27 protein-coding genes and 2 pseudogenes are annotated in these 26,182 nt (G+C 72.9%); 17 read left to right on the top strand and 12 right to left on the bottom strand.

Going from position 1 to position 26,182, the window contains the following annotated elements; all coding sequences use genetic code 11:
• The first annotated feature begins 118 nt into the window (after positions 1 to 118).
• On the top strand, positions 119 to 1,522 hold the full coding sequence (locus tag ACQYWQ_RS10055) for an FAD-dependent monooxygenase (RefSeq protein WP_431033902.1): 1,404 nt from the start codon (positions 119 to 121) through the stop codon (positions 1,520 to 1,522).
• A 52-nt stretch (positions 1,523 to 1,574) separates the two neighbouring features.
• On the opposite strand, the gene crcB (ACQYWQ_RS10050) is transcribed toward ACQYWQ_RS10055, so the two are convergent.
• The 3 genes from crcB (ACQYWQ_RS10050) to msrA all read right to left on the bottom strand — a co-directional run bounded on the left by crcB (ACQYWQ_RS10050) (position 1,575) and on the right by msrA (position 3,250).
• Positions 1,575 to 1,949, bottom strand: coding sequence for a fluoride efflux transporter CrcB (gene crcB, locus ACQYWQ_RS10050; protein ID WP_431033900.1), 375 nt, complete (start codon positions 1,947 to 1,949; stop codon positions 1,575 to 1,577).
• A complete protein-coding gene (gene crcB / locus ACQYWQ_RS10045; RefSeq protein WP_431033898.1) occupies positions 1,946 to 2,488 on the bottom strand; it encodes a fluoride efflux transporter CrcB in 543 nt (180 codons plus the stop codon). The genes crcB (ACQYWQ_RS10050) and crcB (ACQYWQ_RS10045) overlap by 4 nt, the downstream gene beginning before the upstream one ends.
• A 252-nt stretch (positions 2,489 to 2,740) precedes the next feature.
• A complete protein-coding gene (gene msrA, locus ACQYWQ_RS10040) occupies positions 2,741 to 3,250 on the bottom strand; it encodes a peptide-methionine (S)-S-oxide reductase MsrA (protein ID WP_431033897.1) in 510 nt (169 codons plus the stop codon).
• Positions 3,251 to 3,742: 492 nt separating this feature from the next.
• Between msrA and ACQYWQ_RS10035 the strand changes: the two genes are divergently transcribed.
• From ACQYWQ_RS10035 to ACQYWQ_RS10010, 6 genes and pseudogenes are all read left to right on the top strand, one after another.
• Positions 3,743 to 4,162, top strand: coding sequence for a hypothetical protein (locus tag ACQYWQ_RS10035; RefSeq protein WP_431033895.1), 420 nt, complete (start codon positions 3,743 to 3,745; stop codon positions 4,160 to 4,162).
• 227 nt (positions 4,163 to 4,389) lie between these two features.
• Positions 4,390 to 4,814 (top strand): annotated as a pseudogene (locus tag ACQYWQ_RS10030) (DUF393 domain-containing protein).
• Positions 4,815 to 4,825: 11 nt separating this feature from the next.
• Positions 4,826 to 5,680 (top strand): TetR/AcrR family transcriptional regulator, encoded by an 855-nt coding sequence (locus ACQYWQ_RS10025; RefSeq protein ID WP_431033893.1) that lies wholly within the window; start codon positions 4,826 to 4,828, stop codon positions 5,678 to 5,680.
• A 108-nt stretch (positions 5,681 to 5,788) separates the two neighbouring features.
• Positions 5,789 to 6,576 (top strand): annotated as a pseudogene (locus tag ACQYWQ_RS10020) (NAD(P)H-binding protein).
• 29 nt (positions 6,577 to 6,605) lie between these two features.
• Positions 6,606 to 7,211, top strand: coding sequence for a TOPRIM nucleotidyl transferase/hydrolase domain-containing protein (locus ACQYWQ_RS10015; RefSeq protein WP_431033892.1), 606 nt, complete (start codon positions 6,606 to 6,608; stop codon positions 7,209 to 7,211).
• 46 nt (positions 7,212 to 7,257) lie between these two features.
• Positions 7,258 to 7,977 carry a VOC family protein gene (locus tag ACQYWQ_RS10010; RefSeq protein ID WP_431033891.1) on the top strand — a complete coding sequence of 240 codons (720 nt, stop codon included), beginning with the start codon at positions 7,258 to 7,260 and terminating at the stop codon, positions 7,975 to 7,977.
• 37 nt (positions 7,978 to 8,014) lie between these two features.
• Here the strand turns inward: ACQYWQ_RS10010 and ACQYWQ_RS10005 are convergent, their stop codons facing one another.
• A complete protein-coding gene (locus tag ACQYWQ_RS10005) occupies positions 8,015 to 8,782 on the bottom strand; it encodes a formylmethionine deformylase (protein ID WP_431033890.1) in 768 nt (255 codons plus the stop codon).
• Positions 8,779 to 8,943: a hypothetical protein gene (locus ACQYWQ_RS10000; RefSeq protein WP_431033888.1), complete on the bottom strand. Its 165-nt coding sequence runs from the start codon at positions 8,941 to 8,943 to the stop codon at positions 8,779 to 8,781. The genes ACQYWQ_RS10005 and ACQYWQ_RS10000 overlap by 4 nt, the downstream gene beginning before the upstream one ends.
• A gap of 248 nt (positions 8,944 to 9,191) precedes the next feature.
• Here ACQYWQ_RS10000 and ACQYWQ_RS09995 point away from each other — a divergent pair, with 248 nt between their 5' ends.
• From ACQYWQ_RS09995 to ACQYWQ_RS09970, 6 genes are all read left to right on the top strand, one after another.
• Complete coding sequence (locus ACQYWQ_RS09995; protein ID WP_431033887.1) at positions 9,192 to 10,070, top strand: helix-turn-helix domain-containing protein; 879 nt, start codon at positions 9,192 to 9,194, stop codon at positions 10,068 to 10,070.
• Positions 10,054 to 10,275 carry a DUF397 domain-containing protein gene (locus ACQYWQ_RS09990; RefSeq protein ID WP_401642120.1) on the top strand — a complete coding sequence of 74 codons (222 nt, stop codon included), beginning with the start codon at positions 10,054 to 10,056 and terminating at the stop codon, positions 10,273 to 10,275. The genes ACQYWQ_RS09995 and ACQYWQ_RS09990 overlap by 17 nt, the downstream gene beginning before the upstream one ends.
• 165 nt (positions 10,276 to 10,440) lie before the next feature.
• Positions 10,441 to 10,635, top strand: coding sequence for a DUF397 domain-containing protein (locus ACQYWQ_RS09985; protein ID WP_431033886.1), 195 nt, complete (start codon positions 10,441 to 10,443; stop codon positions 10,633 to 10,635).
• Positions 10,636 to 11,070: 435 nt separating this feature from the next.
• Positions 11,071 to 11,292: a DUF397 domain-containing protein gene (locus ACQYWQ_RS09980; protein ID WP_431033885.1), complete on the top strand. Its 222-nt coding sequence runs from the start codon at positions 11,071 to 11,073 to the stop codon at positions 11,290 to 11,292.
• Between the two features lie 150 nt (positions 11,293 to 11,442).
• Positions 11,443 to 11,649 (top strand): DUF397 domain-containing protein, encoded by a 207-nt coding sequence (locus ACQYWQ_RS09975; RefSeq protein WP_431033884.1) that lies wholly within the window; start codon positions 11,443 to 11,445, stop codon positions 11,647 to 11,649.
• 11 nt (positions 11,650 to 11,660) lie between these two features.
• Positions 11,661 to 12,512 carry an RCC1 domain-containing protein gene (locus tag ACQYWQ_RS09970; RefSeq protein WP_431033883.1) on the top strand — a complete coding sequence of 284 codons (852 nt, stop codon included), beginning with the start codon at positions 11,661 to 11,663 and terminating at the stop codon, positions 12,510 to 12,512.
• Positions 12,513 to 12,627: 115 nt separating this feature from the next.
• Here the strand turns inward: ACQYWQ_RS09970 and ACQYWQ_RS09965 are convergent, their stop codons facing one another.
• Complete coding sequence (locus ACQYWQ_RS09965) at positions 12,628 to 13,419, bottom strand: MBL fold metallo-hydrolase (protein ID WP_431033881.1); 792 nt, start codon at positions 13,417 to 13,419, stop codon at positions 12,628 to 12,630.
• A 160-nt stretch (positions 13,420 to 13,579) separates the two neighbouring features.
• Here ACQYWQ_RS09965 and ACQYWQ_RS09960 point away from each other — a divergent pair, with 160 nt between their 5' ends.
• The 4 genes from ACQYWQ_RS09960 to ACQYWQ_RS09945 all read left to right on the top strand — a co-directional run bounded on the left by ACQYWQ_RS09960 (position 13,580) and on the right by ACQYWQ_RS09945 (position 19,757).
• Positions 13,580 to 14,194 carry a CGNR zinc finger domain-containing protein gene (locus ACQYWQ_RS09960; RefSeq protein ID WP_431033880.1) on the top strand — a complete coding sequence of 205 codons (615 nt, stop codon included), beginning with the start codon at positions 13,580 to 13,582 and terminating at the stop codon, positions 14,192 to 14,194.
• A gap of 33 nt (positions 14,195 to 14,227) precedes the next feature.
• The gene (locus ACQYWQ_RS09955; protein WP_431033879.1) at positions 14,228 to 14,767 is read left to right on the top strand and encodes a GNAT family N-acetyltransferase; all 540 of its coding nucleotides are present in this window, start codon (positions 14,228 to 14,230) and stop codon (positions 14,765 to 14,767) included.
• Between the two features lie 388 nt (positions 14,768 to 15,155).
• On the top strand, positions 15,156 to 18,587 hold the full coding sequence (locus ACQYWQ_RS09950) for a CARDB domain-containing protein (RefSeq protein WP_431033878.1): 3,432 nt from the start codon (positions 15,156 to 15,158) through the stop codon (positions 18,585 to 18,587).
• Between the two features lie 207 nt (positions 18,588 to 18,794).
• On the top strand, positions 18,795 to 19,757 hold the full coding sequence (locus ACQYWQ_RS09945) for a hydrogen peroxide-inducible genes activator (protein WP_431033876.1): 963 nt from the start codon (positions 18,795 to 18,797) through the stop codon (positions 19,755 to 19,757).
• A gap of 49 nt (positions 19,758 to 19,806) precedes the next feature.
• On the opposite strand, the gene ACQYWQ_RS09940 is transcribed toward ACQYWQ_RS09945, so the two are convergent.
• The 6 genes from ACQYWQ_RS09940 to ACQYWQ_RS09915 form a co-directional block, all read right to left on the bottom strand.
• Entirely contained in the window at positions 19,807 to 20,844 is a 1,038-nt protein-coding gene (locus tag ACQYWQ_RS09940; RefSeq protein ID WP_431033875.1) for an SPFH domain-containing protein, read from the bottom strand.
• Positions 20,845 to 20,955: 111 nt separating this feature from the next.
• Positions 20,956 to 23,406, bottom strand: a complete 2,451-nt coding sequence (locus tag ACQYWQ_RS09935) for an FtsX-like permease family protein (RefSeq protein ID WP_431033873.1) — start codon at positions 23,404 to 23,406, stop codon at positions 20,956 to 20,958.
• Positions 23,403 to 24,089, bottom strand: coding sequence for an ABC transporter ATP-binding protein (locus ACQYWQ_RS09930; RefSeq protein WP_431033871.1), 687 nt, complete (start codon positions 24,087 to 24,089; stop codon positions 23,403 to 23,405). The genes ACQYWQ_RS09935 and ACQYWQ_RS09930 overlap by 4 nt, the downstream gene beginning before the upstream one ends.
• Positions 24,086 to 24,610, bottom strand: a complete 525-nt coding sequence (locus ACQYWQ_RS09925; protein WP_431033869.1) for a PadR family transcriptional regulator — start codon at positions 24,608 to 24,610, stop codon at positions 24,086 to 24,088. Before ACQYWQ_RS09925 ends, ACQYWQ_RS09930 begins: the two co-directional genes overlap by 4 nt.
• Positions 24,611 to 24,712: 102 nt before the next feature.
• Positions 24,713 to 25,006 (bottom strand): hypothetical protein, encoded by a 294-nt coding sequence (locus tag ACQYWQ_RS09920; RefSeq protein ID WP_431033867.1) that lies wholly within the window; start codon positions 25,004 to 25,006, stop codon positions 24,713 to 24,715.
• Positions 25,007 to 25,045: 39 nt separating this feature from the next.
• Positions 25,046 to 26,002 (bottom strand): SPFH domain-containing protein, encoded by a 957-nt coding sequence (locus tag ACQYWQ_RS09915; RefSeq protein WP_010277433.1) that lies wholly within the window; start codon positions 26,000 to 26,002, stop codon positions 25,046 to 25,048.
• Positions 26,003 to 26,182: the final 180 nt, after the last annotated feature.

Genomic DNA, 26,182 nt, shown 5'->3' with positions numbered 1-26,182 from the left:
GTGCCCGTGCCCCTGCCCGCGCCATGCCCGTGCCTGCGCCAAGCGGCAGGCGTCCGGCACCGCGCGACGGGACGGCCGGGCACGGTCCACCACGCGCACTGATCGAAAGGTGCTCATCGTGCGAGTTCTCATCACCGGCGGCGGGCCGACCGGCCTCACGCTGGCCATCGACCTGGCCCGACGCGGCCTCGACGTCCGCGTCGTCGACAAGGCCGACGACTTCTTCGACGGATCGCGCGCGGACACGATCCAGCCGCGCACGCTGGAGGTCTTCGATGATCTCGGGGTGGTGGACGCCGTGCTCGACGCGGGCTGTCCTCCGCCGGCCTACCGCGTCCACCTCGACGGCCGCGCGGTCGAGGAGCGCCGGATGGCGGAGCCGCGCGCCCCCCGGCCCGACCAGCCGTATCCCAACCCCTGGACGCTCGGCCAGTCGCAACTCGAAGGCATACTCCGTTCCCGGCTCGCCGCACTCGGCACGCGGGTGGAACGCGCGACGGAACTGGTCGGCCTGGAGCAGGACGAGCACGGGGTGACCGCGCGTTTCCGTACGGGCGAGACCGCGCGCTTCGACTACCTGGTAGGGGCCGACGGCGGCGCCAGCACCGTCCGCAAGGCGATCGGCGTCGCTTTTAGCGGCACCACCGACGAGACCGTCCGGCTCGTGATCGGCGACGTGCGCGCACCGGACCTCGATCCGGCCATCGGCCACTGGTTCGCCGCCGCCGCCGACCCCATGACCGGCGTGGCGATGACCCCACTGCCCGGCACCGGCATGTTCCAGCTCAACACCGCCATCGGCACGGACGACCACGCCACCCTGACCGCCATGCAGAGGGCCCTCGACGGCTTCTCCGCGGGCGTACGCCTGACCGGCTGCCACTGGTCCACCGTGTGGCGCCCGAACATCAGGCTCGCCGAACGCTTCCGCGTCGGGCGCGTCTTCCTGGCCGGGGACGCCGCACACGTCCACCCGCCCACCGGCGGCCAGGGGATGAACACCGGCATCCAGGACGCCTACAACCTCGGCTGGAAGCTGGCCGGACAGACCCTGCTGGACAGCTACGAGACCGAACGCAGGGCCGTGGCAGCCACCGTGCTCAAGGTGAGCGACGACCTGCTGCGGCGGTACGCCGCAGGCCACGCCGAGGCCCACCGGCGCGGCGAAGAGCATCTCGGCCTCCACCTCAGCTACCGCGCACAGACCGCCCGCGGCACCCTCGCCCCCGGCGACCGCGCCCCCGACGCGCAGGTCCAGGACCCCACCGGCAAGCGGATCAGGCTCTTCGACCTCTTCCGCGGCCCCCACGCGACCCACCTCGTCCTCGGCGCGCCCGCACCGGACACGGACCACGCCTACGCGGTCCTGCGCCCCGGCGACGACCCGGCCGGCTGTGCCCGGTACGTCATCGACACCGACGGCGGCGCCTTCAGCGCGTACGGCCCGCTCGGCGCGTCGGCCGACGGCCACGTCCTCGTCCGCCCCGACGGCCACCTGGCCCAGCCCCACGCCCCCCGGTAGCCCCCGCGCCCCCGGTGGACCCGCCCCGGTGGTCCCCGCCCTCCCCGGCGGCTCAGCCCCACACCGCCCGCGCCGCCATCAACCCGACGGCCACCGCGCCGAGTCCCGACAGCACCGTCGACGCCGCGTTGCCCGCCGCCCTGACCGTGTGCCCGGTTCTGGCCAGGTGGACGGTCTCCCAGGAGAAGGTCGAGTACGTGGTGAGCGCCCCGCACAGGCCCGTCGCGACGAAGTCCTCGTACCGCGCGCCGCCCTCGCCCGCCAGGAGCGCGCCGGTCAGGACGCCGAGGAAGAGGCAGCCGAGGGTGTTCGCCGTGAAGGTGCCCCAGGGGAACGCGGTGGACTGGCGGCGCTGCACCGCGCGGTCGACGAGGAAGCGGGCGGGCGCGCCGAGCGCGCCGCCGAGCAGGACGAGCAGCCAGTTCACCGGGCGGCCCCCGGCGTGCGGGCCGTCCGCCGTGCGTGGGCCCAGCGCCGCGTGAGCGCCGAGGTGAGGGCGAGCGCGGCGAGCGCGGCGCACAGCGTGCCCGCGTAGTAGGCGAGCGCGATCCCCGCGCGGTCCAGGCGGGCGAGCCGCTCGGTGTCGGCCGCGTACGTGCTGAGCGTCGTGAAGCCGCCGAGGAAGCCGGTGGCGAGGAAGGGCCGCAGGAGCGGTGGCGCCTGCCACACCTCCATGAAGAGCACGACCACGATCCCCATGACCGCGCACCCGGCCACGTTCACGGTGAAGACGGCCCACGGGAAGCCGTCGGGCGGTGCGGGCCAGCGGCGTTCGAGCGCGTAACGCGCTGTGGCGCCGAGCGCGCCGCCGAGGGCGACGACGGCGATGGTGGGGAGGAGCGCGCCTACGGGCGAGCGCCGCTCGCGCGCGGCCACGTCCATGTCGGTCGGCAGCAGCCGCTCCCCGTCGGGGGCGGCAGGGGAGGCGGAGGGACGGGGGTCGTCCTGCGGCTCTTCGGCGGGCATCGCGGGCCTTCCGGGTGGGGACGAGGGGCCTACGGCGGTACGGGGAAGGGGCGACGGCACGGGGCGGGGCGGGCCGTGCGGGGCCGGGCGGGGCGCGCGCGTGCGGCACAGGGGCCCGTACGGCCAAGGGGCCCGTACGGCCAAGGGGCCCGTACGGCCAAGGGGCCCGTACGGGAAAGGGGCGGCCGCCCACCGATCGGTGGACGCCCGCCCCGCCCCGTACCGCCGCTCCCGCCCGCGGCTACCGCCGTCTCACTCCGCGTCGGCGGACGGCAGCTTCCAGTTCGGCCGCGGGAAGTGGCACGTGTAGCCGTCCGGGTAGCGCACCAGGTAGTCCTGGTGCTCCGGCTCGGCCTCCCAGAAATCGCCCTCGGGCTCGACCTCGGTCACGACCTTGCCCGGCCACAGGCCGCTCGCGTCGACGTCCCTGATCGTGCGCTCGGCGATCTCGCGCTGCTCCTCGTTCGTGTAGAAGATCGCGGAGCGGTAGCTCGAACCGATGTCGTTGCCCTGCCGGTCCTTCGTGGACGGGTCGTGGATCTGGAAGAAGAACTCCAGGAGGTTCCGGTAGCTGGTGCGCTCGGGGTCGTAGAGGATCTCGATCGCCTCGGCGTGCCCCTCGTGGTCGCGGTACGTCGCGTGGGCGACCTTGCCGCCCGTGTACCCGACCCGGGTCGAGACGACCCCGGGCTGCTTGCGCACCAGGTCCTGCATCCCCCAGAAGCAGCCGCCCGCGAGGACCGCCTTCTCCGTCTGCGCCATGCCGTCATCCCTCTTCAGTCGTGTCAGTCGCGGCGGACGACCGTCGTCGTCCGCCGTCCGCGCACGGCACACCGTCCGCGGCTCCTACCTTGCCGTCACCCGCGCGAGCGCGCACACCAGGGACCGCAGGAACGCGCCCGCCGGAGCCCGGCCCCGCAGGGACGCACGCGCGGCCCCGCCCGGACGTGCGGGCGGGTGCCCGGGCGTCCGCGGCACCTTCCGCCGCGGGCCGCCCGCCTTGACTGAACGCAGGACCACCACCTGGTATGCCCCACCCCGCCCCGTCCCCGCCCCCTGTCCCCGGCGCCACCGGCGGGACCGGCCGCCGCCCCGCAGCCCTCGGGGCACCCGCCACACCCGCGTCCACACGGTCAGGCCGCTCCGTACCGGCTCCCGCTTGAACATGTTCAAAAACAGGTCTACCGTCATCGACGACGGCACTTTTGAACGCGTTCAAGTGTTCAGCCGGTTCGTGGAAAGAAGGGTGGGGCAATGGACCTCACGGTTGTCACGTACGTCGTGTACCTGGCCCTCAGCGTCGGGCTCACGGTCTGGGTCGCGCGGACGCTCAGCAGCAACGGGCGGGTCTTCCTCGCGGATGTGCTCAAGGGGAACGAGCCGCTCGCGGACGCGGTGAACCGCCTGCTCGTCGTCGGCTTCTACCTCGTCAACCTCGGCTTCGTGGCGCTCTACCTGCGCTCGGACAGGGCGGTGAGGGACGCGTCGGGCGTCTTCGAGGCGCTCTCGGTCAAGCTCGGGGTCGTCCTGCTCGTGCTCGGTGTCCTGCACCTGGGGAACGTGTACGTGCTCAGCAGGATCAGGCGGCGGGGCGTCATGGAGCGGGACCAGCGCCCGCCGGTGCCCCCGCAGCAGTGGCTCGCCCCGGGTGCGGGCGCGGGCGCGGGGGCGTGAGCGGGGCACGGGGGCGGGGGCCGGGCCCGGCGCGGGAAACGGCGCCGGACGCGGCTTCGCGAGCCGCCGGGGCGGGGGAGCCCGGGGCGGGGGAGCCCGGGGCGGGGGACGCCCCGGCGGATGGTGCCCCGGTCGTCGGGGGCGGGCCGGTCGGGGGGCCGGCCCGCCCCGGGCGCGAGGGGTCCCCGGTCCGGGGCCTCACGGTCCTCTACGACGCCGACTGCCCCCTGTGCGCGTACGTACGCAGTGGCTCGGTCACCGGCGGCAGCTCGTCCCGCTCACCTTCGTCCCCGCGGGGTCCGCCGAGGCGGCGGCCCGCTTCCCCGGCCTCGACCAGGCGGCGACGCTCGCCGAGATCACGGCAGTCGGGGACGGCGGGCAGGTCTACCGGGGCCCGGCGGCCTGGATCGTGTGCCTGTGGGCGCTCCGCGAGTACCGGGCGCTGGCCCACCGGCTGAGCACTCCGACGGGCGCGCGGCTCGCGCGGGCGGCGGTGCTGCGTGCGGCGAAGTGGCGTGGGCCGGGGAGCCGGAGCGAGGACTGGGGCGGAGGGGTCTACCGCCGCGCGGACGGCTGGGAGTACCTGCCGGACAGGGGATGGGTGCACAGGGGCGCGGGGCCGGACCGCGGGGGAGGGGGCGAGGTGGCCTAGGGTCGGTTGTCGTGGCCGAGCAGACGAACAGCGAAGAGGCGCGGGGTCCGGAGCCGGAGGGCGCGGGCCCCACGTCGCGTACCGCGAAGGCCGGGAAGGCGGGGGGCACCGGGAAGACCGGGGCCGCGGGGAAGACGGGGGGTGGCGCCCAGCGGAAGAACCCGCCCAAGGGCGAGCAGACCCGGGCCCTCATCATCGAGACCGCGTTGCGCCTCTTCCGCGAGCGCGGGTACGACAAGACGACCATGCGGGCCATCGCGCAGGAGGCCGGGGTCTCGGTCGGGAACGCGTACTACTACTTCAGCGGCAAGGAACACCTCATCCAGGGGTTCTACGACCGCATCGTCGCGGAGCACGCGGTGGCCGTGCGCCCCGTGCTCGACCGGGAACGGGCCTTCGAGGCCCGCTTCCTCGGCGTCCTCACGGCCTGGCTCGACGTGGCCGCCCCGTACCACGAGTTCGCGGGCCAGTTCTTCAAGAACGCGGCCGACCCGGAGAGCCCGCTGAGCCCCTTCTCGCCCGAGTCCGAGCCGGCCCGGCGCGTCTCGCTCGACATCCACCGCGAGGTGCTTGCCGGGTCCAAGGCGAAGGTGGCGCCCGAACTCGTGGACGCCGTGCCCGAGTTGATGTGGCTCGCGCAGATGGGCCTGGTCCTGTACTGGGTCTTCGACCGTTCCGAAGGCAGCGAGAAGACCTACCGCCTCGCCGAGCGCGGCGCCCGGCTCACGGCCCACGGCGTCCGTCTCTCCCGCTTCCGCGTCCTGCGCCCCCTCGTCAACGAAGTGCACAGCCTCTTCAAGGACTTCCTCCCCGGCATGGCCGAAACGGTCGCCCGCCGTGCCGCGTCGCGCGACACCTCGGACTGACCTCATGCTCCCCTCCGCCCCCGCGTCCGCGCGCAAATCCCTTTGCGGGGCGAGCGTGCGGTGCCGACGATGGGGGCCGTCTCATCCTCGGGAGCCACAGTGATCGTTGTGACCGCCGCCGCCGGGCAGTACGGGCGCCTCGTCGTCGAGGGGCTGCTCGCGCGCGGGGTGCCCGTCGCCGCTGTCGTGCGCCGTCCCGAGCGGGCCGCCGGGCTCGCCGCCTCGGGCGCTGAGGTGCGGTACGGGGACTACGACGACGCGCGGCCTTCGCCGGCGCCGAACGGCTCCTCCTCGTCTCCTCGCCCGAGCTGGAGACCGGGCGGCGCGTGGCGCAGCACGTCACGGCGGTGGACGCGGCGCGCGCGGCGGGCGTCGGCCTCCTCGCGTACACGAGCTTCCTCGGCGCGGACGCGCGGGCCGAGGGCATGACGGCGGCGCACCACGCGACCGAGCGGCACATCGAGGCGAGCGGGCTCCCGTACACGCTGCTGCGGCACCCGTTCTACAGCGACGCCTTCCTCCACGCGGGCCTGCGCGAGGCCGTCGCTGCCGGTGTCCTGGAGGACGGTACGGACGGGCGCGGCCTGAACACCGCCTCGCGCGCCGACCTCGCGGAGGCGGCGGTGCGGGTCCTGACCGGTGAACGTGCGTGCAGCTCGTACGACTTGACGGGCGCCCCGTGGACGTACCGGCAGCTCGCCGAGACCCTGACGCGGGTGAGCGGCGCGCCCGTCGCGTACACCGGGCGGACCAGCCCCGTGCCGGGACCGGCGGGGTGGCTCGACGGGCAGATCCGCGCGGGCGCCCTGGAACACTGGACGGACGACCTCGCCGACCTCCTCGGCCGCCCGCCGACCTCGCTGGAGGAGGCGGTGCGGGCGGTGCTGGCGAAGTGAGAGGCCCCTCCCGGCCGTCAGGTTCCGGCGTGCCGTCCGGCATCGAGGCGTTCCGTGCCGGGCTGGCCGCCCAGGTGGCCGGTGGCGCTCCCCTCGCGGCGGGCCACGGTTTCCGTGGCGCTGTCCTCGTCGAGGGACTCAGCGACCTGGCCGCCGTCGAGGCCCTCGCGGCGCGCGAGGGCCGCGACCTTCCCGCCGAGGGGATCGCCGTCGTGCCGATGGGCGGAGCCATGAGCATCGCCGCATACGCGGAGGCCCTCGGCCCGCACGGGCTCGGCCTGCGCCTGACCGGACTGTGCGACGCGAACGAAGAGCCCGTCTACGTCAGGGGATTCGAGCGGGCGGAGGTCCACGACCCCTCCCTGCACGTCTGCGTGGCCGACCTGGAGGACGAACTCCTGCGCGCGCTCGGCACGGACCGCGCCGAGGAGGTGGTGACGGCGGCCGGTGAGGAGCGCCGCTGGCAGACCTTCCGCCGACAGCCCGCGCAACTCGGCCGCTCCCGCCACGACCAGCTCCGCCGTTTCCTCGGCACGGCGAGCGGTCGCAAGATCCGTTACGGCACCCTCCTGACCGAAGCTCTCGCAGCGGACCGTGTCCCGGCCCCGCTGACGGCGCTCCTCGCAGGTCTGTGACCCTCCCACGCGCCCCCGCCCACTCCCTGGACAGATCGGAACCCCCATGCCCGTACGACTCGACGCGCTCAGCCTCCGGGCACAGGACCCGGCGCGCCTCGCCCGCTTCTGGCACGACCTGCTGGGCGGCGACGCCGTACGCGAACGGGCGGACGGGGAATACGAGTTCACCCCGGCCTCGAATCCCGGCCTTCCGCTCCGCCTCCGCCCGGGAGCCGCTCCCAAGACGGACCAGAACCGTCAGCACTTCGACCTGACGAGCGAGTCGCCCGACGACCAGGAGGCCACCGTCGCCCGCGCGTTGTCGCTCGGCGCGCGCCATACGGACGTGGGGCAGCGCCCGGAGGAGGGGCATCGCGTGCTCGCGGACCCCGAGGGCAACGAGTTCTGCGTGATCGAGCCGGGCAACGGGTTCCTCGCGGGCTGCGGCAGGATCGGCGCGCTGGCGTGCGACGGCAGCCACGTGGTGGGCGTCTTCTGGAGCGGGGCGCTCGGCTGGCCCCTGGTGTGGGACGAGGGCGAGGAGACGGCGGTCCAATCCCCGGACGGAGGAACGAAGTTCACATGGGGCGGCCCGCCGCTGATGCCCCGCACCGAAGCTGACCGCTTCGCCCCGGATCTCGTCCCGGAGGTTCCGACCGGGTACGAGGCCGAGGTGGCCCGCCTCACGTCGCTCGGCGCCCGCGTCCTCACGCGGGAGGCCGGTCACACGGTCCTCGCGGACCCGGACGGCAACGAGTTCCGCCTGCTCGACGGAGCGGAGTGACGAAGGCCCCGCGAGCGGCGCGGGGAGATGCGAGCACCTAAGCGGGCGCGCCTGTGGTCGTGGGCACGCACTTGCCGGGGTGGCCCGGGTAGAGGCCGCACGGGTGGGGGCCGGGCTGTTCGCGCGGGCAGGGCGGGAGGCGGCGGGCCTGGTACGGGGGGACTTCGCGCGTGAACGTGACCCAGACGGCCCCGTCGCACAAGGGCCGTACTATACCGACGTGTTCGACCCCGTCATGCGCGGCGAGACCGCACCGGGTACGGGCCACGACATCCCCGCCGGGGACTCCGGAACTCGCGCGCTTCGCGAAGATCCCCATGATCTCGGGGATGTCGGTCTCGGCGTCGCAGCGGACGGGCGGGAGCGGCGCGGGGGCGTCGCTCGCCCGTACGGGGTGGGTCCCGTCCGGGGGAATCGGCCGGGCGCCCAACTCGTACCAGGTGCCGCCGACGTCCGGGCACCGCAACGTGAACGGACAGCCCAGGGCGAGCAGTTCTCGTACGCGTGCCTGCCGCCCCGCGTCCTCGGCCCACGCGCGCAGCGCGGCCGGGGCGTCGGGCCACCGCGCCACGACGGGCCGTACGAGCCCCGGCACGAGCCACCGCGCCACGGGCCCGGGATCGAGCCGCACCGCCAGCCGCAACGCCTCGTTCCGCAACCAGCCGGCCGCCTCGTGATGCGCGAGCACCGGCACCCGCCCGAGCAGCACGGCCTTGCGCACGTCCCCACCCCGCGACACCACGGTGTAGGGGGTGTCCCCGACGGAGACCGCCGCCGCGACGGCGCCCGGGGCCGCGCCGCTCACCTCGACGCTCCCTCGTGCGGGTGGCGAGCGATGAGGACGCGGCAGTCGGTGGCGCGGGACTGATCCCCGCAGGCGACGGCCTCGCGTTCCTCACGGCTGAGTTTCGCGCAGGTGCGGCAATCGCCGGAAGGGCCGATCGGATGCGGCGTCGGGGCGGCCATCGGGCACTCCTCGCTCAAGGGGATGTGGGGTTGCCGGTGCACCCGCCCGGACGGAACCGAAGGCGAGTCAGCGGGCGCGCGGCAAGGCGCAGTTGGACAGTGCGTAACCGTCCGACTACTTGCACAACCATGACCTATGAGAAACGTTGCTCGCAACCGAAAGCGAATAGAACAGATGCCGTCCAGAGAACTGGCATATGCCAAACGTGGCCTTCCGGGTACTCTGCGTGCCCAGGGAGGGTGATCGAGTGGAAGCACGACCGAACGTGCACAGACGCCGTTTCGGCTCGATGATGCGATCGCTTCGTCAGCAGGCCGGTTTGACGATGGAAGCGGCGGCCAACCAGCTCGGCCTGCCGGGCAAGCCCGCGCTGAGCAAGATCGAGAACGGCAAGCAACGCGTCACCGGCCTCGGCCTGACGGCCTTCTTCAGCGTCTACGGGGTGGACTCGGAGGACGTGCGAACCAAGGTCAGGGCGATGGCGACGCAGGCGGCGTCGGGCAAGCGCACGAACCTCCTTGACGAGTACCGGGAGGCGATTCGCAGTCCAGGGTTCGAGGACTACCTCCACCTGGAGGAGCTGGCCTCCCGCGCGGAGTCGTACCTGCACGTCGTGCCGGGGTTGCTCCAGACCCGTGAGTACGCGACGGCGATCGTGGACGGCAGCCGTAAGTGGCACTCGCGGCACGAGGTTCAGCGCTTCGTTGACCTCCGCCTCGCACGCCAGGCCGTTTTGACGCGCGAGAACCCGATCCAGCTGCGGTGCGTCCTGGACGAGTCGGCGTTGCGACGTGACGTCGGCGGGGCGGAGGTGATGAAGGGGCAATTGCAGCGTCTCCTCGACGTCACCGAGGAGAGCGCTCATGTCTCGATTCAGATACTCCCGTTCGGGGCGGGTCCCCACGCCGGGATCGACGGTGCTTTCCAGCTCCTACACTTCGAAGTGGGGGCGCCGGTCTGCATCGTGGAGATGCTGACGACGTCCGTCTACCTGGAGGAAGACGCGGACGTCAGTAGATACACGACAGCCTTGGAACACCTCCGGGCGCAGGCTCTTGACGAGAAGGCGACGCGTCGTTTCATTCATCAGTTGATCAAGGACCCGACACATGAACAAGAAGGTTGACCTCACGAACGCCGCGTGGGCGAAGAGCGAACTGTCCAATGGTGGTGACAACTGTCTGGAGGTCGCGTTTGTCGATGGTGTCGTCGCGTTGCGGGATTCCGTGGACGTGGGCGACCCGGCTGCTCAGGTTCTTATCGTCTCGCGCAAGGACTACGAGCTGTTCACGGCGAGCGTGCGTGCGGGGCAGGCGGACCTGCTTCCGTAGGGGCTGGCCGGTTCTTGGCGGTCCGTCGCGGTCTGTCGGCGGCGGCGGGCTTCGTCGTGTCGCGTGACGGGTATTGGCGTGTCGTCATCGGTCGGGAGCGGGGCACGTCCCCCGCAGCGGATGCCGGTGGGGCGTTCAGTGATGCGCGAGGCGAGGAGAAACCTCATGGCGGCACGACTCCCACGCTGGTTCACGTCCTCCTACAGCGGGCAAGGCGGCGATTGCGTCGAGGTCGCGGCCAACTTGGCGCCCCTTACCGGCACGGTCCCCGTCCGTGACAGCAAGCGCCCCGAAGGTGACGTGATTGCCTTCGGCCGCAGTGCCTTCACCTCGTTCCTCGGGGCTGTTCGCCAGGGGTGATTTCCTGGAGTTCGCCTTCGCGAGAGCCCGTCGTCTCCCCGGCGGGGGGCGACGGGCTCTGCTTGTGCGGGCCGTGGCCAATTTTCCCGGCCGGTGCGGGCGGCCGGTCAACCGGCGGATACTGGCCGAGTGCTGGGGCTCCATCTGGAAGAGCTGGCCTCGCGCGCGGAGTCGTACCCGCACGTGGTGCCGGGGTTGCTCCAGACCCGTGAGTGCGCGAGGGCGATCCCGCACGCCGGGCCGTTGTGACGTGTGAGAACCCCGTCCGGCTGCGGGGCGTCCCGGACGACGTTGTGACGTGACGTCGGCGGGGCGGACGTGATGATGGGGCGATTGCAGCGTCCCCTCGGTGTCATCGAGGAGAGCGCTCATGCCTTGATTCGCAGCTCCTACACTTCGAAGTGGGGGCGCCGGACTGCATGAAGGACCCGACACATGAACAAGAAGGTTGACCTCACGAACGCCGCGTGGGCGAAGAGCGAACTGTCCAATGGCAGTGACAACTGTCTGGAGGTCGCGTTTGTCGATGGTGTCGTCGCGTTGCGGGATTCCGTGGACGTGGGCGATCCTGCCGCTCAGGTTCTGGTCGTCTCGCGCAAGGACTACGAGCTGTTCGCGGCGAGCGTGCGGGCGGGGCAGGCCGACCTGCTTCCGTAGGGTCTGGCCGGTTCTTGGCGGTCCGTCGCGGTCTGTCGGCGGCGGCGGGCTTCGTCATGTCGCGTGACGGGTATCGGCGTGTCGTCATCGGTCAGGAACGGAACACGTCCGGTGGCGCGTTCAGTGATGCGCGAGACGAGGAGAAACCTCATGGCGGAACGACTCCCTCACTGGTTCAGGTCCTCCTACAGCGGTCAGGGCGGCGAGTGCGTCGAGGTCGCTCCCGGTCTCGTCGTCTCCCACGGCGTCGTTCCCGTGCGGGACTCGAAGCGGCCCGCCGGTCCCGTGCTCCGGGTCGCCGTCCCGGCCTTCGCCGGGCTCGTCGCGATGGCGAGGAGCGCCCGGCCCGCCGCGTAGGAGGAGGCGAAATGCCTGCCGACGCGTCGCCGCTGGCGGCGGGGAGGCGTCATTCGGTGGCGCGGCGCCGGGACGGGACCGTGGTCGCCGTCGGCGCCTCCGCCGCCGGTGAATGCCGTGTCGGGCGGTGGCGCGGGATCGTCGCCGTCGCGGCCGGGAACGTCCATGCCGCGCGGAACACGGGCCGCTCCCACACGGTGGGGCTCCGGGCGGACGGCACCGTGCGCGCGACCGGCTGGAACGGGGACGGGCAGTGCGAGGTCTCCGGGTGGGAGGGCGTCACGGCCGTGGCCGCCGGGTGGCGTCGCACGCTCGGCCTGCTGGCCGACGGCCGCGTGCTGGCGGCCGGCCGGGGTGCGGAGGGGCAGTGCGACGTGCGGTCCTGGCGCGAGGTGGTCGCCCTCGCGTGCGGTGACTGGCACTCGGTCGGCCTCCGCTCGGACGGTTCCGCCCTGGCGGTGGGGAACGACCGGCGCGGGCAGTGCGCCGTCGAGGGGTGGCGCGACCTGCGCGCCGTCTCCGCCGGGACGCTCCACACCGTCGGCCTGAGGGCCGACGGGCGGGTGGTGGCGACCGGGGACCCCGGTTCCGGGGCGTGCGAGGTCGGCGGGTGGGAGGACGTGGCGGCACTCGGCGCGGGCAGTCACCACACCGTCGCGGTGACCGCCTGCGGACGGGTCCTCGCGGCGGGGGACAACAGCCACGGGCAGTGCGACGTCGGGGGCTGGCGGGACGTGGTCGCCGTGGCGGCAGGCGCGGCGCACACCCTCGGCCTGCGCGCCGACGGCACGGTGCTGGCGGCCGGGAGCGACGCGGACGGGCAGTGCCGAACCGGCGCCTGGTCCGGGGTCCACGCCGCGTAGCGCCGAGCGCGAGGGGGCGCCCCCGGCCCGCGAGGCACCCGCCGTCCCCCCGGACGCGGCGGGTGCCTCGTGGTGGGGCCCTGCCTCAGCCCCGTACGCCTCAGCCCCGTACGCCTCAGCCCCGTACGCCCCAGTCCAGGCGGTCCGCCAGACCGGCCTTTGTGAAGGCCGCCTCCAGGTCCGTGCGGCCCTCCGTGAAGTGGGACCAGCCCTCGTAGTGGACGGGGACGACGCGGCGGGCGTCCAGGAGACGGGTGGCCTCGGCCGCGCTCGCGCTGTCCAGGACCAGCGGGGCGCCGTCGAAGCGGACCGGGAGGGAGGGCGCGCCCGCGAAGAGGAGGGCCGTGTCCACCGGGCCGACGCGCCGCGCGATGTCGGCGACCGCGTCGAGCGAGGCGTTGTCGCCGCTCACGTAGACCGTCGGCAGGCCCTCGCCCGTGAGGACGAAGCCGACGACCTGGCCCGTCAGGGGCTCGACCTCCTCGCGGCTCCCCGGGCCGTGCACGGCGGGCACGCCCGTGACGCCGACCCGGCCCCCGGCGAGGTCGTACGACTCCCAGTCCGCGAGTCCGCGCGCGTTGCCGCCGAGGCGCCCGGCCCCCGAGGGGGTGGTGAGGACGAGTCCGGCGGAGGGCAGGAGTGCGCGGCCCGAGACGTCCAGGTTGTCGCCGTGCTCGTCGTGCGAGAGGAGGACGACGTCCACCGGGCCGAGGTCCTCGGGGGCCGTGGGGGACGGGGCCGTCTTGGTGAGCAGGGGGCCCGCGCCCGGGAAGTCGCCCGGCTCGTCGAAGGCGGGGTCGACGAGGAAGCGGATGCCGCCGTAGGTGAAGAAGGCGGTGGGGCCGCCGAAGACGCGGACGGGGAAGTCGGCTTCGGTGCGGGACCCGGCAGGAGCGGACGCGGTCATCGGTCGCCTTTCGGAGAGGAGGTCCTCGTGGACCTCGCGGCTTCTCAGTCCTCACGGATAGAGAGCGCTTCATCCGTGAGGAAGTACGCAGGGAAAGGTAGACCGTTCTCACGGATCAGCGCAACGTCATCCGTGAAGTCCGGGACGTAAACTGTCCGGCGTGAGCGCGCGCGAGGAGACCCAGGAGCACGGCAGGAGCGAAGCGCTCCCGCCCGCGCCCGGCGAGTCGGCACACTCCGCGCTCGCCCTCGCCAACACCGCGATCACCCTCCCCGGCGGCCGCGCGCTCGATCTCCTGGCGGTCCCCGCCGAGGCCGAGGACTGGCTCGCCGCGCACGGGCTCGCCCCGGCGGGCATCGGGGTGCGCGAGCAGTGCGCCACCCAGCTCCGCGCCCTGCGCGAGCACGTGCGCTCGCTCCTCGCCGCCCACGTCGAAGGACTCCCGCCGCACCGCTCCGCGCTCGCCGCGCTCAACGAGGCCATGACCCGCGCGCCCGCCGTACCGCTCCTGTGCTGGGACCCCGCGCGCGGCCTTCACCGCGCGGCCCCGCACCCCGTGGACGCCGCACTCGACCACGCGCTCGCCGCGCTCGCCACCGACGCCGCCGACCTCCTCGCGGGCCCCGAAGCGGCCCGCATCGCCGCCTGCGCCTCGCCGCCCTGCAACCGCTTCCTGCTCCAGCACGGCCGCCGCCGCCACTGGTGTTCCACGCGCTGCGGCGACCGCGCCCGCGCCGCCCGCGCCTATGCCCGCCGGACGGGCCCGGGCGCCTGAGCGGCGGTCGCGCCCGGGAGCCACACTGGACGCATGACGCCCCTCACCACCCCGCGCCTCCTCCTTCGCCGCTTCCGCCCCGAGGACGCTCCCGCCCTCGCCGCCTACCGCTCGGTGCCCGGCGTGGCGCGGTACCAGGGGTGGACCGCGCCGGTGAGTGAGGAGGAGGCGCGGCGGCTCGTACGGCAGTTCGCCGAGGCCGACCCCGAGGTGCCGGGGTGGTTCCAGTACGCGGCCGAGGAGCGCGAGTCGGGGGCCCTCGTGGGGGATGTCGGGGTGCGGCTCGACGCGAACCTCCGGCAGGCCGACCTGGGCTTCACGCTCGCCCCCGCCGCACAGGGACGCGGCTACGCCACCGAGGCGGTACGGGCCGTGCTCGGCGACCTCTTCGACCGGCGCGGTCTGCACCGGGTCTCGGCCGTGTGCGACGTCCGCAACGCCGCCTCGGCCCGCCTCCTCGAACGGGTCGGCTTCCGGCGCGAGGGGCTGCGCCCCGCGTACACCTGGCTCAAGGGCGAGTGGACCGACGACCTGCTCTACGGGCTGCTCGCGGACTGGTGGCGCGAGGAGTAACACCCCCCCACGGCGCCACCCGGAGCGCCGGGAACGCCCCGGGAACGCCTGAACCCCCCGATGGCCCGAACCCCCGAACCCCCGGATGGCCCGAACCCTCGAACCTCCGCACGCCCTGAACGCCCCGCACCCCCCGCACTCCCCGCACGCCCCGGGGCGGCTTCGGCGTGCCCGGGTGCTGACGCGCCGTCATCCTCGATGACGCATCGTGGCAGTTCTGTCCCGGCCGTTGACAAATCTTTAACTTGTCAGAAATCTGTGTCCAAGTAGCCGCAAAACATTGACGAGTTCCCTCAAAAAATCACCAACCCGCCCCACCGGCCGGGTACTTCGCGCTGCCCGTGGCAGGGGAGCGGCGGCCGGGACAGCAGAGGACACAGAGGACAGCATGAGACGGAAGCCATCCGTCCGGCGGGCGATCACCGGGCTCCTCGCGGCCTGCCTGATCCCCCTCGGACTGCTCCCCGCGACGGCGCACGCCGCCGCCCCCGACGCCCCCGGACCCAACCTCGCGCTCGGCCGCCCCGCCACGGCGAGCGGCGCCAACGGCCAGTACGGCGCGGGCAACGTGACCGACGGCAACCAGAGTTCGTACTGGGAGGGGCCCAGCGCCTCCTTCCCGCAATGGGTTCGCGTCGACCTCGGCGCCAGGACCTCGGTCGACGAAGTGACCCTGAAGCTCCCCACCACGTGGGAGGCGCGCGACGAGACGCTGACCATCCAGGGCAGCACGGACGGCGACACGTGGAGCACGCTGTCCGCGTCCGCGCGGCGCACCTTCACGCCGGACTCGGCGAACGCCGTCAGCGTCGGCTTCTCCGCCGCCGAGGTCCGGTACGTACGCGTGCAGGTGAGCGCCAACAGCGGCTGGCAGGCCGCGCAGCTCAGCGAGGTGGAGATCCGCGGCGAGAGCGACGACGGGGGCACGGAGCCCGGCGGTCCCGGCGACCCCGGTACGCCCGTCACCGGCACCAACCTCGCCAGGGGCAAGCCCGTCGAGGCCAACGGCCACGTCAACGACTTCGTCCCCGCGAACGCCAACGACGGTGACACGAAGACCTACTGGGAGTCCTCCGGCCTCCCCGGCCGCCTCACCGTGAAGCTCGGCGCCGACGCCGACCTCAGCGGCGTCGTCGTCAAGCTCAACCCCGACTCCGCCTGGGGCGCCCGCACGCAGGCGATCGAGGTGCAGGGCAGGGGCCAGGACGCGAGCGGCTTCTCGACGCTCAAGGCCCGCGCCGACTACGGCTTCAGCCCGGCGGGCAACCAGAACACCGTGACCATCCCCGTCACCGGTCGCGCCGCCGACGTACGGCTCGACATCGCCACCAACTCCGGGGCCCCCGGCGGCCAGATCGCCGAGGTCGAGGTCATCGGCACCGCCGCGCCCAACCCGGACCTCACCCTCACGGACCTGACCTGGACGCCCGCCACGCCGTCCGAGAAGGACGCCGTGACGGTCAGGACGACCGTCCGCAACGCCGGTACGGCCGCGTCCCCCGCCACCACCGTCGACGTGAGCGTCGACGGCACCGTGGCGGGCAGCGCCCCGGTCGGCGCGCTCGCCGCCGGTGCCGAGCAGTCCGTCTCTGTCGACGTCGGCACGCACCCGCAGGGCTCGTACACGGTCTCGGCCGTCGTCGACCCGGATGACACCGTCGTCGAGCAGGACGACAGCAACAACAGCCGCTCCGGTACGAGCAAGCTCGTCGTCTCGCAGAGCCCGGGCCCCGACCTCCAGGTCACCGGCATCGCGACCAACCCGGACAGCCCGGCGGCCGGCGCGAACGTCAGCTTCACCGTCGCCGTCAGGAACCGCGGCACGACCGGCGTCCCCGCCGGGACCGTCACGCGGCTCACCGCCGGTACGACGACGCTGAACGGCACGACCCCCGCCGTCCCCGCCGGGGAGACCGTGCAGGTCCCGATCTCCGGTACGTGGAAGGCCACCGACGGCGGCGCGACGCTCACCGCGACCGCCGACGCGACCGACACGGTCACCGAGACCGACGAGAACAACAACACCTTCGCCCGCTCGATCGTCGTGGGGCGCGGCGCCGCGGTCCCGTACACCGAGTACGAGGCCGAGGACGGCACGTACACGGGCACGCTCCTGACCACGGACGCGAAGCGCACCTTCGGCCACACCAACTTCGCCACGGAGTCGAGCGGCCGCGAGTCCGTCCGGCTCGACGCCACCGGTGAGTACGTGGAGTTCACCTCGACGGCGCCCACCAACTCGATCGTCGTGCGCAACTCCATCCCGGACGCGGCCAACGGCGGCGGACGGGACGCGACCCTGAGCCTGTACGCGGACGGCCAGTTCGTCCGCAAGCTCGACCTCAGCTCGAAGCACTCGTGGCTCTACGGCTCCACCGACGACCCCGAGGGCCTGACCAACACCCCGGGCGGTGACGCCCGCCGGCTCTTCGACGAGGCGAACGCGCTGCTCGCGCAGACGTACCCGGAGGGCACGACGTTCCGCCTCCAGCGCGACGCGGGGGACGACGCGAGCTTCTACATCGTCGACCTGATCGACCTGGAGCAGGTCGCGCCGCCCAAGCCCAAGCCCGCCGAGTGCACGTCGATCACCGAGTACGGTGCCGTGCCCAACGACGGCATCGACGACACCGACGCCATCCAGCGCGCCGTCATGGCCGACCAGAACGGGCAGATCGCCTGCGTCTGGATTCCGGCCGGGCAGTGGCGCCAGGAGCAGAAGATCCTCACCCCCGACCCGCAGCACCGGGGCCAGTACAACCAGGTCGGCATCAGCGACGTGAAGATCGTGGGCGCCGGGATGTGGCACTCGCAGCTCTACACGCTCACCGAGCCGCAGGACGCGGGCGGCATCAACCACCCGCACGAGGGCAACTTCGGCTTCGACATCGACGACAACACGCAGATCTCCGACCTCGCCATCTTCGGCTCCGGGCGCATCAGGGGCGGCGACGGCAACGACGAGGGCGGCGTCGGCATCAACGGCCGCCTCGGCAAGAACACGAAGATCTCCAACGTGTGGATCGAGCACGCCAACGTCGGCGTCTGGGTCGGCCGCGACTACTCCAACATCCCGGAGCTGTGGAACCCGGGCGACGGCCTGCAGTTCAGCGGGATGCGCATCCGCGACACGTACGCGGACGGCATCAACTTCACCAACGGCACGCACGATTCCAGCGTCTACAACTCGTCCTTCCGCAACACGGGCGACGACTCGCTCGCCGTCTGGGCGAGCAAGTACGTCAAGGACACCTCCACCGACGTCGGCGCCGACAACCACTTCCGCAACAACACGATCCAGCTGCCCTGGCGGGCCAACGGCATCGCGGTGTACGGCGGTCACGGGAACACCATCGAGAACAACGTGGTCTCCGACACGATGAACTACCCGGGCATCATGCTCGCCACCGACCACGACCCCATCCCGTTCAGCGGCGAGACACTCATCTCGGGCAACACGCTCCACCGCACGGGCGGGGCCTTCTGGAACGAGGACCAGGAGTTCGGCGCCATCACGCTCTTCGCCCAGGGCGCGAGCATCCCCGGCGTCACGATCAAGGACACGGACATCCTCGACTCGACGTACGACGGCATCCAGTTCAAGACGGGTGGCGGCACGTACAGCGGCGTGAAGATCTCCGACGTCCGCATCGACAAGTCGAACAACGGCTCCGGCATCCTCGCGATGAGCGGCGCCCGCGGCGACGCGACCCTCACGAACGTGACCATCAGCGGCTCGCGGGACGGCGACGTACTCGTCGAGCCGGGCTCCCAGTTCACGATCACGGGCGCTCCGGCGCGGGCGGCGGCCATGCGCTGACCCGCAGGCGCCGACGTCCCCGGCCCCGCCCGCTCCCTCCCCCGAGGGGGCGGGCGGGGCCCTTCGTGGTGATACGGGTCTCTTTTCACGTTTTCCGGCTGATCGGAGCGGCTCGTTAGGATCGGGGCACAGTGATCGGGCGAGCCGATCAATCACCGCAGCCAGCAGTACGGGTCCTTTTCCACGTGAGCCCTTCGTGAGTCCTTCGTGAGTACGGAACATGTCCTCGCCGCCGACAGCCGCGCGCGGCAGCCCACACTTGCCCAGCTCAGGGCCTTCGCCGCCGTCGCCGAGCACCTGCACTTCCGGCAGGCGGCCGCCGTGCTCGGCATGAGCCAGCCCGCGCTCTCCGGGGCCGTCTCCGCCCTGGAGGAGGTCCTCGGGGTCACGCTCGTCGAGCGGACCACGCGCAAGGTGCTGCTCTCGCCCGAGGGGGAACGGCTCGCCGCACGCGCCAGGGCGGTGCTCGCCGAGGTCGCCGGGCTCCTGGAGGAGGCCGAGACGCTGCGGGCGCCCTTCACGGGGACCCTGCGGCTCGGGGTGATCCCGACGGTGGCCCCGTACCTGCTTCCGGCCGTCCTCGACGTGTGCGCGCGGCGCTACCCGGACCTCGCGCTCGAAGTGCACGAGGAGCAGACCGCCACGCTCAGCGACGGGCTCGCGGCAGGGCGGCTCGACCTGCTGCTGCTCGCGCTGCCCCTGTCGACGCCCGGCTTCACCGAGATCCCCCTCTTCGACGAGGACTTCGTGCTCGTCACCCCGCTCGGGCACTGGCTCGGGGGACGTGAGGGGCTGCCCCGCGACGTACTCACCGAGCTGCCCCTCCTGCTCCTCGCCGAGGGGCACTGCCTGCGGGACCAGGCGCTCGACGTGTGCAGGGACGCGGGACGCGGGGACACGGCGGCCGTGACGACGACGGCCGCGGGGCTGTCGACGCTCGTGCAGCTCGTGGCGGGCGGGCTCGGCGTGACCCTGCTGCCGAGGACGGCCGTGCCCCTGGAGACAGGGCGGAATCCGCGCCTGGACACGGGGTACTTCGCGGAACCCGCGCCCTGCCGTCGGATCGGCCTCGTGCTGCGCGAGGGCTCCGCGAGGGCGGGACAGATGGCGGAGCTGGGGGAGGAACTGCGGCGGGCGTTCGCCCGCCTGCCCGTGCGCGCGGCGGCGTGAGGCGCGAGAAGGGCCGCGGTCCGCCGGGTCCGGGGGCCCTTCGACGGCGTCAGACCACCGGGCCGCTCGTCACGGGGATGTCCGGCCACGTCTCGCGTTCCAGGCGCCTGCGCTCCGCCCTCGTGCGGGCGGCGGCCTGCTGATCGGCCATGTCCCCGTCGAGAGCGGGGGCCGCGTGGACCGCACGGGAGCGGGCCGCCCGCGTGCGCGTGCGCTCCGTACGGGTGCGCTCCGCCCGCGTGCGCTCCGTGCCGGACGAGGACGCCGCGGGCGAGGGCCCCGCGTCCAGCGGGACGGAGTCGCCGCCGCTCGCGGGGACGCCCGCGCGGTCCGCGCCCTGCTGGAAGAAGCGCAGCAGCTCCACGGGGAACGGCATGACCAGCGTGCTGTTCTTCTCCGAGGCCACGTCCACCACCGTTTGCAGCAGCCTCAGCTGGAGCGCGCCCGGGGTGTCGGCCATCGTGCTCGCCGCCGAGGTGAGCTTGCGGGCCGCCTGCGCCTCGCCGTCGGCGGCGATGACCCGCGCGCGCCGCTCGCGTTCCGCCTCGGCCTGCTTCGACATGGACCGCATCATGTCCTGCGGCAACGCGATGTCCTTGATCTCGACGCGCTCGACCCGTACGCCCCAGGGGTCCTCGGTCGGCTGGTCCATCACGGTGCGCAGTTCCGCGTTGATGCGGTCCCGGTCCGAGAGGAGCGTGTCGAGGTCGGCGCGGCCGATGACGGAACGCAGCGAGGTCTGCGCGATCTGCGAGATCGCCGAGGGGTAGTCGTGCACGTTGACGAGGGCCTTGACCGGGTCGATGACGCGGAAGTAGACGACCGCGTCGACCGTGACGGTCACGTTGTCGTTGGTGATCGCGCCCTGCGGCGAGACACCGAGCACCTCGGTCTGGATGGAGACCCGCTCCATGTGGTCGCCGACCGGCCGGATGAGGCGCAGTCCCGGCTGTCTGAGGTGCGGCAGCAGGCGCCCGAAGCGGAAGACGACCCCGCGCTGGTACTGCTGCACGTTGCGCACGCTCAGCCCCAGCAGGATCACCAGGAGAAGCGCCACCACGACGACGGCGACGATGAGTGCGGTCATGAGAACCAACCCCAGGACACGAGACATGGGTGTGCCCGCTCCTCCCACGGTAGGCCCGTTCCGGTACGGGCGCGAACCACCGCGTGTACCGGAACGGACCACCGGTGCGCCCTACTCCGTGCGCAGCCCCGCAGCCCGCATCGTGCGGTGCAGCGCCGGGAGCGTCAGGAGCGTCACGAGGAGCATCGTCCCCGCCCCCGCCGCGACGAGCGGCAGGAAGACGAACCAGTCCACGACGTGCTTGTTGATGAGCCGCACCAGCGTCCAGCCCAGCGCGAGCCCGCCCGCCGTCGCGACGCACAGCCCGAGCACGACCGGGATCGCCGTCTGCCACAGCAGCGACCACGCGAGCGAGGAGCGCTTCGTGCCGAAGGCGGCGAGCGCGGCGAGCAGCCGCTTGCGCTCGCGCAGTTGCTCCAGGAGCGAGACGAGCAGCGAGGCGCCGATGAGGAGCGTCGTGAGGATCGCGCCCGCCGCGAGCCCGTGCCGCACGCTCGTGTACGTCGAGTCGCGCTGCGAGCTGGTGTACGTCCACATCCGCAGGGTCGGGTCGATGGCCATGACCGCGTTGCGCGCCTGGTCGGTCGCGTACGCGTCGGCGCGGTCGGTCTTGATCCTGAGGTTGGTCGAACCGCCGCCCTTGCCGAGCATGCGCGCGTCGATCGCGCCCGGGGTGATGAGCAGGCCGGAGCCTTCGTCGCCCTCGGGGGTGCGGATGCCCTTGACGTCGACGAGGCCGCGCGGGACCCGCCACAGCCGTTCGTGCCGCGTGTCGGGGGCGACGTCGATGTCCTGTCCGGGGCGGGCCACCTGCCGCGTCTCGGCGTTGGCCTGCCTGTCCCACTCCTCGCGGACGGTCTGACGGGCCCGGAAGACGTCCCCGTCCTCGCAGGAGGGGAGCTTCGCCTTCTCGCGCAGCGTCCGGCAGTCGCCGACCGTGATCCACACCGTGAGCGCGTTGCCGTCCTTGTCCAGCTTCCGCTGGGAGCGCGGCATCTGCGCGTAGCCGGTGATCTCCGCCGTCACGCGGCTCACGCCGGGGGCCTTCACCGCCGCCGCGCGCAGCCGCTGTGCGAGCTGCCAGTCGGTGAGGTTGCTGGAGACGCCGAGCGTCGCACGGGCCGGGTCCTGCCCGGTCACCTTGTCGAAGTCGTCGCCGACCGCGCTGACCATCATCTGGAGCGCGATCGCCCCCGCGACGGCCACCGTGATCCCGCCGACCGCGCGAGCCGCCGTACCGCCGCTGAGCTGGAGCCTGCGCACGGCGAGCTGCCACGACACGGAACCGCCGCGCAGCCGCCGTACGACGAACTCGACGAGCCACGGCAGCAGCGTCGCGAGCCCGATGAGCGCGAGCGAGGCACCGCCCGCGAGACGGTAGGGGTCGATGCTCTGCGCCGCACGCTCGGCGGGCGTCGCGCGCAGCCGCTCGTCGGACAGGAGCAGCGCGAGTCCCACGAGCGTGATGAGCAGCCGCCACCACACCCGGCGCCTGCGCGGCGCGGACTCCCGGAAGACGCCCAGCGGTTCGATGCTCACCGCGCGCAGCGAGAAGAGCGTCACGGCGACCGCGCACACGGGCACGGCGAGCACGACGAGCGCGGCGATCCCCGGCACGGGCGTGATGTCGCCGGGGAAGGCGCTGGTGCGCGTGATGCTCACGTACGGGGCGAACTGCCGCCCCACGAGGAGGAACACCACCCCCAGCACGATCCCGAGCACGGCGGCGGCGAGCGCCTCGCCGGCCGCGATCCTGCGCGTGCCGGCCGCGTCCGAGCCGACCAGGCGCAGCGCGGCGAGCCTGCGGTCGCGCCGCTCGCCGCCGAAGCGCACGGCGGTCCCGATGAAGAGCACGACGGGAATGAGCAGGACGACGCAGATCATGACGATCAGGGCGACGAGCAGCGGGTCCATCTCGTCGTGCAGATTGAGCCGCTTGCCCCAGCCGTTCCCGTACTGGAGGTCGCTGTGCGGCTTCGTCGCGAGGTCGCCCGGGTTCCCGTAGAAGTACAGCTCGCTCGGCTCGTCGATGCCGCTCCCGCCGATCGTCCCGACTTCCTTGTACGGGGCGAAGCGGGCCTTCAGCAGGGCGTCGCCCGAGCCGTGGAGCCGGTCGTGCAGCCGGGGCGAGACGAACATCTCGCCGGCCTTCGGGAAGCGGTCGAGCCCGGGCGGCGGGCTCGCCTCCTTGCCCTGCGCCGCGACCAGGAAGCCGCCGATCGTGACGTCCTGGTACTCGCTGGAGCCGTCCGAGATCAGGAAGGCGCGCGGCGACTTCTTCGCCGCGGCCGCCGAGAGCTTCGTCGGGCGGCGGTCGTCGAGGCGCTGGTCCTTGTTGGCCAGGAAGGTCGGCACCGAGGCGGCGACGAGGAGGAGCAGCACGCCGAGGCCGATGCCGACCGCCGTCAGCGTCGTGCGCGTCCAGCCCTCGCGGCCGCCCGAGAGGGCGAAGCGCACGCCGAGCCAGAGGTCGCGCGCCCAGGTCGCGAGGCGGCCCGTGGCGGTGGGCTCGGGCGGGGGAGCGGGGAGCGTGGGGGCGCTCGTCGTGGCGGGGCTGGTCATACGAGGCGCTCCATGTCCCGGGAGCGGCCGTCCCGTACGACGACCTCGCGGTCCGAGTACGCGGCGACGCGGGCCTCGTGCGTGACGAGGACGACGGCGGCGTTGGTGCCGCGCGCGGCCTCGGTGAGCAGTTCCATGACGCGCTCGCCGTTGAGCGAGTCGAGCGCCCCCGTCGGCTCGTCGGCGAAGACGACGCGCGGCCCGGTGACGAGCGCGCGGGCGACGGCGACGCGCTGCCCCTGCCCGCCCGAGACCTCGCCGGGCCGCTTCGCGGCGAGGTCCTCGACCTCCAGGCGCTCCATCCAGGCGTACGCGGCCTTCTCGGCCTCCTTGCGCCTGACGCCGTTGAGGCGCAGCGGCAGCGCCACGTTCTCGACGCAGCTCAGCTCGGGCACGAGCTGGCCGAACTGGAAGACGAAGCCGAAGTCGCTGCGGCGCAGGGCGCTGCGGCGGCTCTCGGGCAGCGCGCTCAGCTCGGTGCCGTGGTACTGGATCGTGCCCGCGTCGGGCGGCACGATGCCCGCGAGGCAGTGCAGGAGCGTGGACTTGCCGGAGCCCGAGGGGCCCATGATGGCGACGACCTCCCCCGCGTGGATGGAGAACTCGGCCCCGTCGAGCGCGTTCGTGGCGCCGTAGGACTTGCGCAGTCCCTCGGCGGAGAGCAGGGAGCCCGAGGGGATCATCCGTTCACTTCCTTGGCGAGCTTGCCGAGCCTGGCGGTCGCCAGTTCCAGCCAGCGCAGATCGGCTTCGAGGTGGAAAAGGGCGTGGTCGCAGATGAGCTGATCGGCGAAGTCGCCCTTCCGTTTGCGTTCGGTGAGCGAGCGCATCAGGCGCAGGTGCTCGGCGCGCTGCACGTCCATGACGTCGTGCGCGTCGCGCCCGGTGAGGAGCGCGAGGACGACCTTCGTGTACAGCGTCGACTGGAGGTACGGCTCGGGCTTCTCGGGTGTCGCGAGCCACTGGACGACGTCCGTGACACCGGCGTCGGTGATCGCGTACCGCTTGCGCTCGGGGCCCTCGCCCGCCTCTATCCCGTCGACCTCGACGAGGCCGTTCTTCAGGAGGCGGGACATGGTCGAGTAGACCTGCCCGTAGTGCAGCGGCTTGTCGTGCCCGAACTTCTCGTCGAAGGCGCGCTTGAGGTCGTACCCGTGGCGTGGCCCCGTTTCGAGGAGGCCGAGGAGTGTGTGACCGATGGACATGGCGAGGACTATACATGGCGGGTATACGCGGAGTGTATAGCCGTCCGGAGGAGAGGCCGGGCAGCCTGGGGCAGCCCGGCCCATGTCCCTGCTGACCTGCGGTTACGCCTCAGTCCTGCGCTCCGGCGTCCCGCCCTCGCCCCTGGGCGGGCGGCCGCGGCGGGGTATCGGGGCCGCCGATGACGGCAGGCGGCCAGCCTCGGCGAGTGCGCGGCGGAGGAGGTACTCGATCTGCGCGTTGCTGCTGCGCAGCTCGTCGGCCGCCCAGCGGGTGAGCGCGTCGTGCACCTTCGGGTCGAGGCGCAGGAGCACCTGTTTGCGGGCTCGCCGTGCCGCCCGCCGCGTACCCTCCCGCTCCCCGGAAGCGGACCCCTCGTCCGCCGCGCTGTCGTTCATCGCCGCCTCGCCCCTTGGCCGTGCTCGTCGAGCTGTGCGTCAGTAGAGGGTGCCCGCGTTCACGACCGGCTGAGTCGCCCGGTCCCCGCACAGCACGACGAGCAGGTTGCTCACCATCGCCGCCTTGCGCTCCTCGTCCAGCTCCACGATGTCCTGCTGCTGGATGCGGGCGAGCGCCTGCTCGACCATGCCGACCGCGCCCTCGACGATGAGGCGGCGCGCGTCCACGACCGCGCCCGCCTGCTGGCGCTGGAGCATCGCGGAGGCGATCTCGGGGGCGTACGCGAGGTGCGTGAAGCGGGACTCGACGATCTCGACGCCCGCCGCCTCGACGCGGGCGTGCAGTTCGAGCGCGAGCTTCTCGGTGATCTCCTCGGCGTTCCCGCGCAGCGAGAGGCCCTCGCCCTCGTGGGCGTCGTAGGGGTACTCGATGGCGATGTGCCGCACGGCGGCCTCGGTCTGCGTCGCGACGAACTCCAGGAAGTCGTCGACCTCGAAGCTCGCCTGCGCGGTGTCCTCGACGCGCCACACGACCACGGCCGCCAGCTCGATCGGGTTCCCGTAGGCGTCGTTGACCTTGAGGACGGCCGTCTCGTGGTTGCGCACCCGGGTGGAGATCTTCGTGCGGCTCGTGAGCGGGTTGACCCAGCGCAGTCCGTCGATGCGGATCGTGCCCCGGTAGCGGCCGAAGAGCTGGACCACGCGGGCCTCGCCGGGCGCCACCATGTTGAGCCCGGACATCGCGAAGATCGAGGCGATCGCGAGCAGGATGCCGACGACGATGAGTACCGCCTTGGCGCCGTTCGAGTCGACGGCGCTCGCGAGCACCGCGAGCGCGATGCCGATGACGAGGCCGAGCAGTCCGAGGAGCAGGGCGAGCCCGCCGCCGATGCTCTTCGCGGTGAACTCCGTCACGCGGGGCTTCGGCATCTCGGCGAGCTGGCCGGGCGCGAGTTCGTCCCCGTGCGGGGTCTCGGGCGTGGGGTGGGTGGACATGGTGGTTTCCCCGTTCTGGTGCGGATGGGACGGCAGCGACGGTCGTGCCTGCCGGGGCGCACCGTCCCTGACCTGGGACGGTGCGCCCGCGCACGGGGGCCTCGGGGGCTCCCGCACCGTCGCCGCTGTGCTGTCAAAGTGATATCAGATTACCCCGGGTGGCAACCATCCACACCTCCG

The sequence above is a fragment of the Streptomyces sp. P6-2-1 genome (assembly GCF_050613165.1).
Classification (GTDB): Bacteria; Actinomycetota; Actinomycetes; order Streptomycetales; family Streptomycetaceae; genus Streptomyces.
Note: the sequence above shows the minus strand (reverse complement) of the source record. Positions and strands in the feature narration are given on the sequence as shown.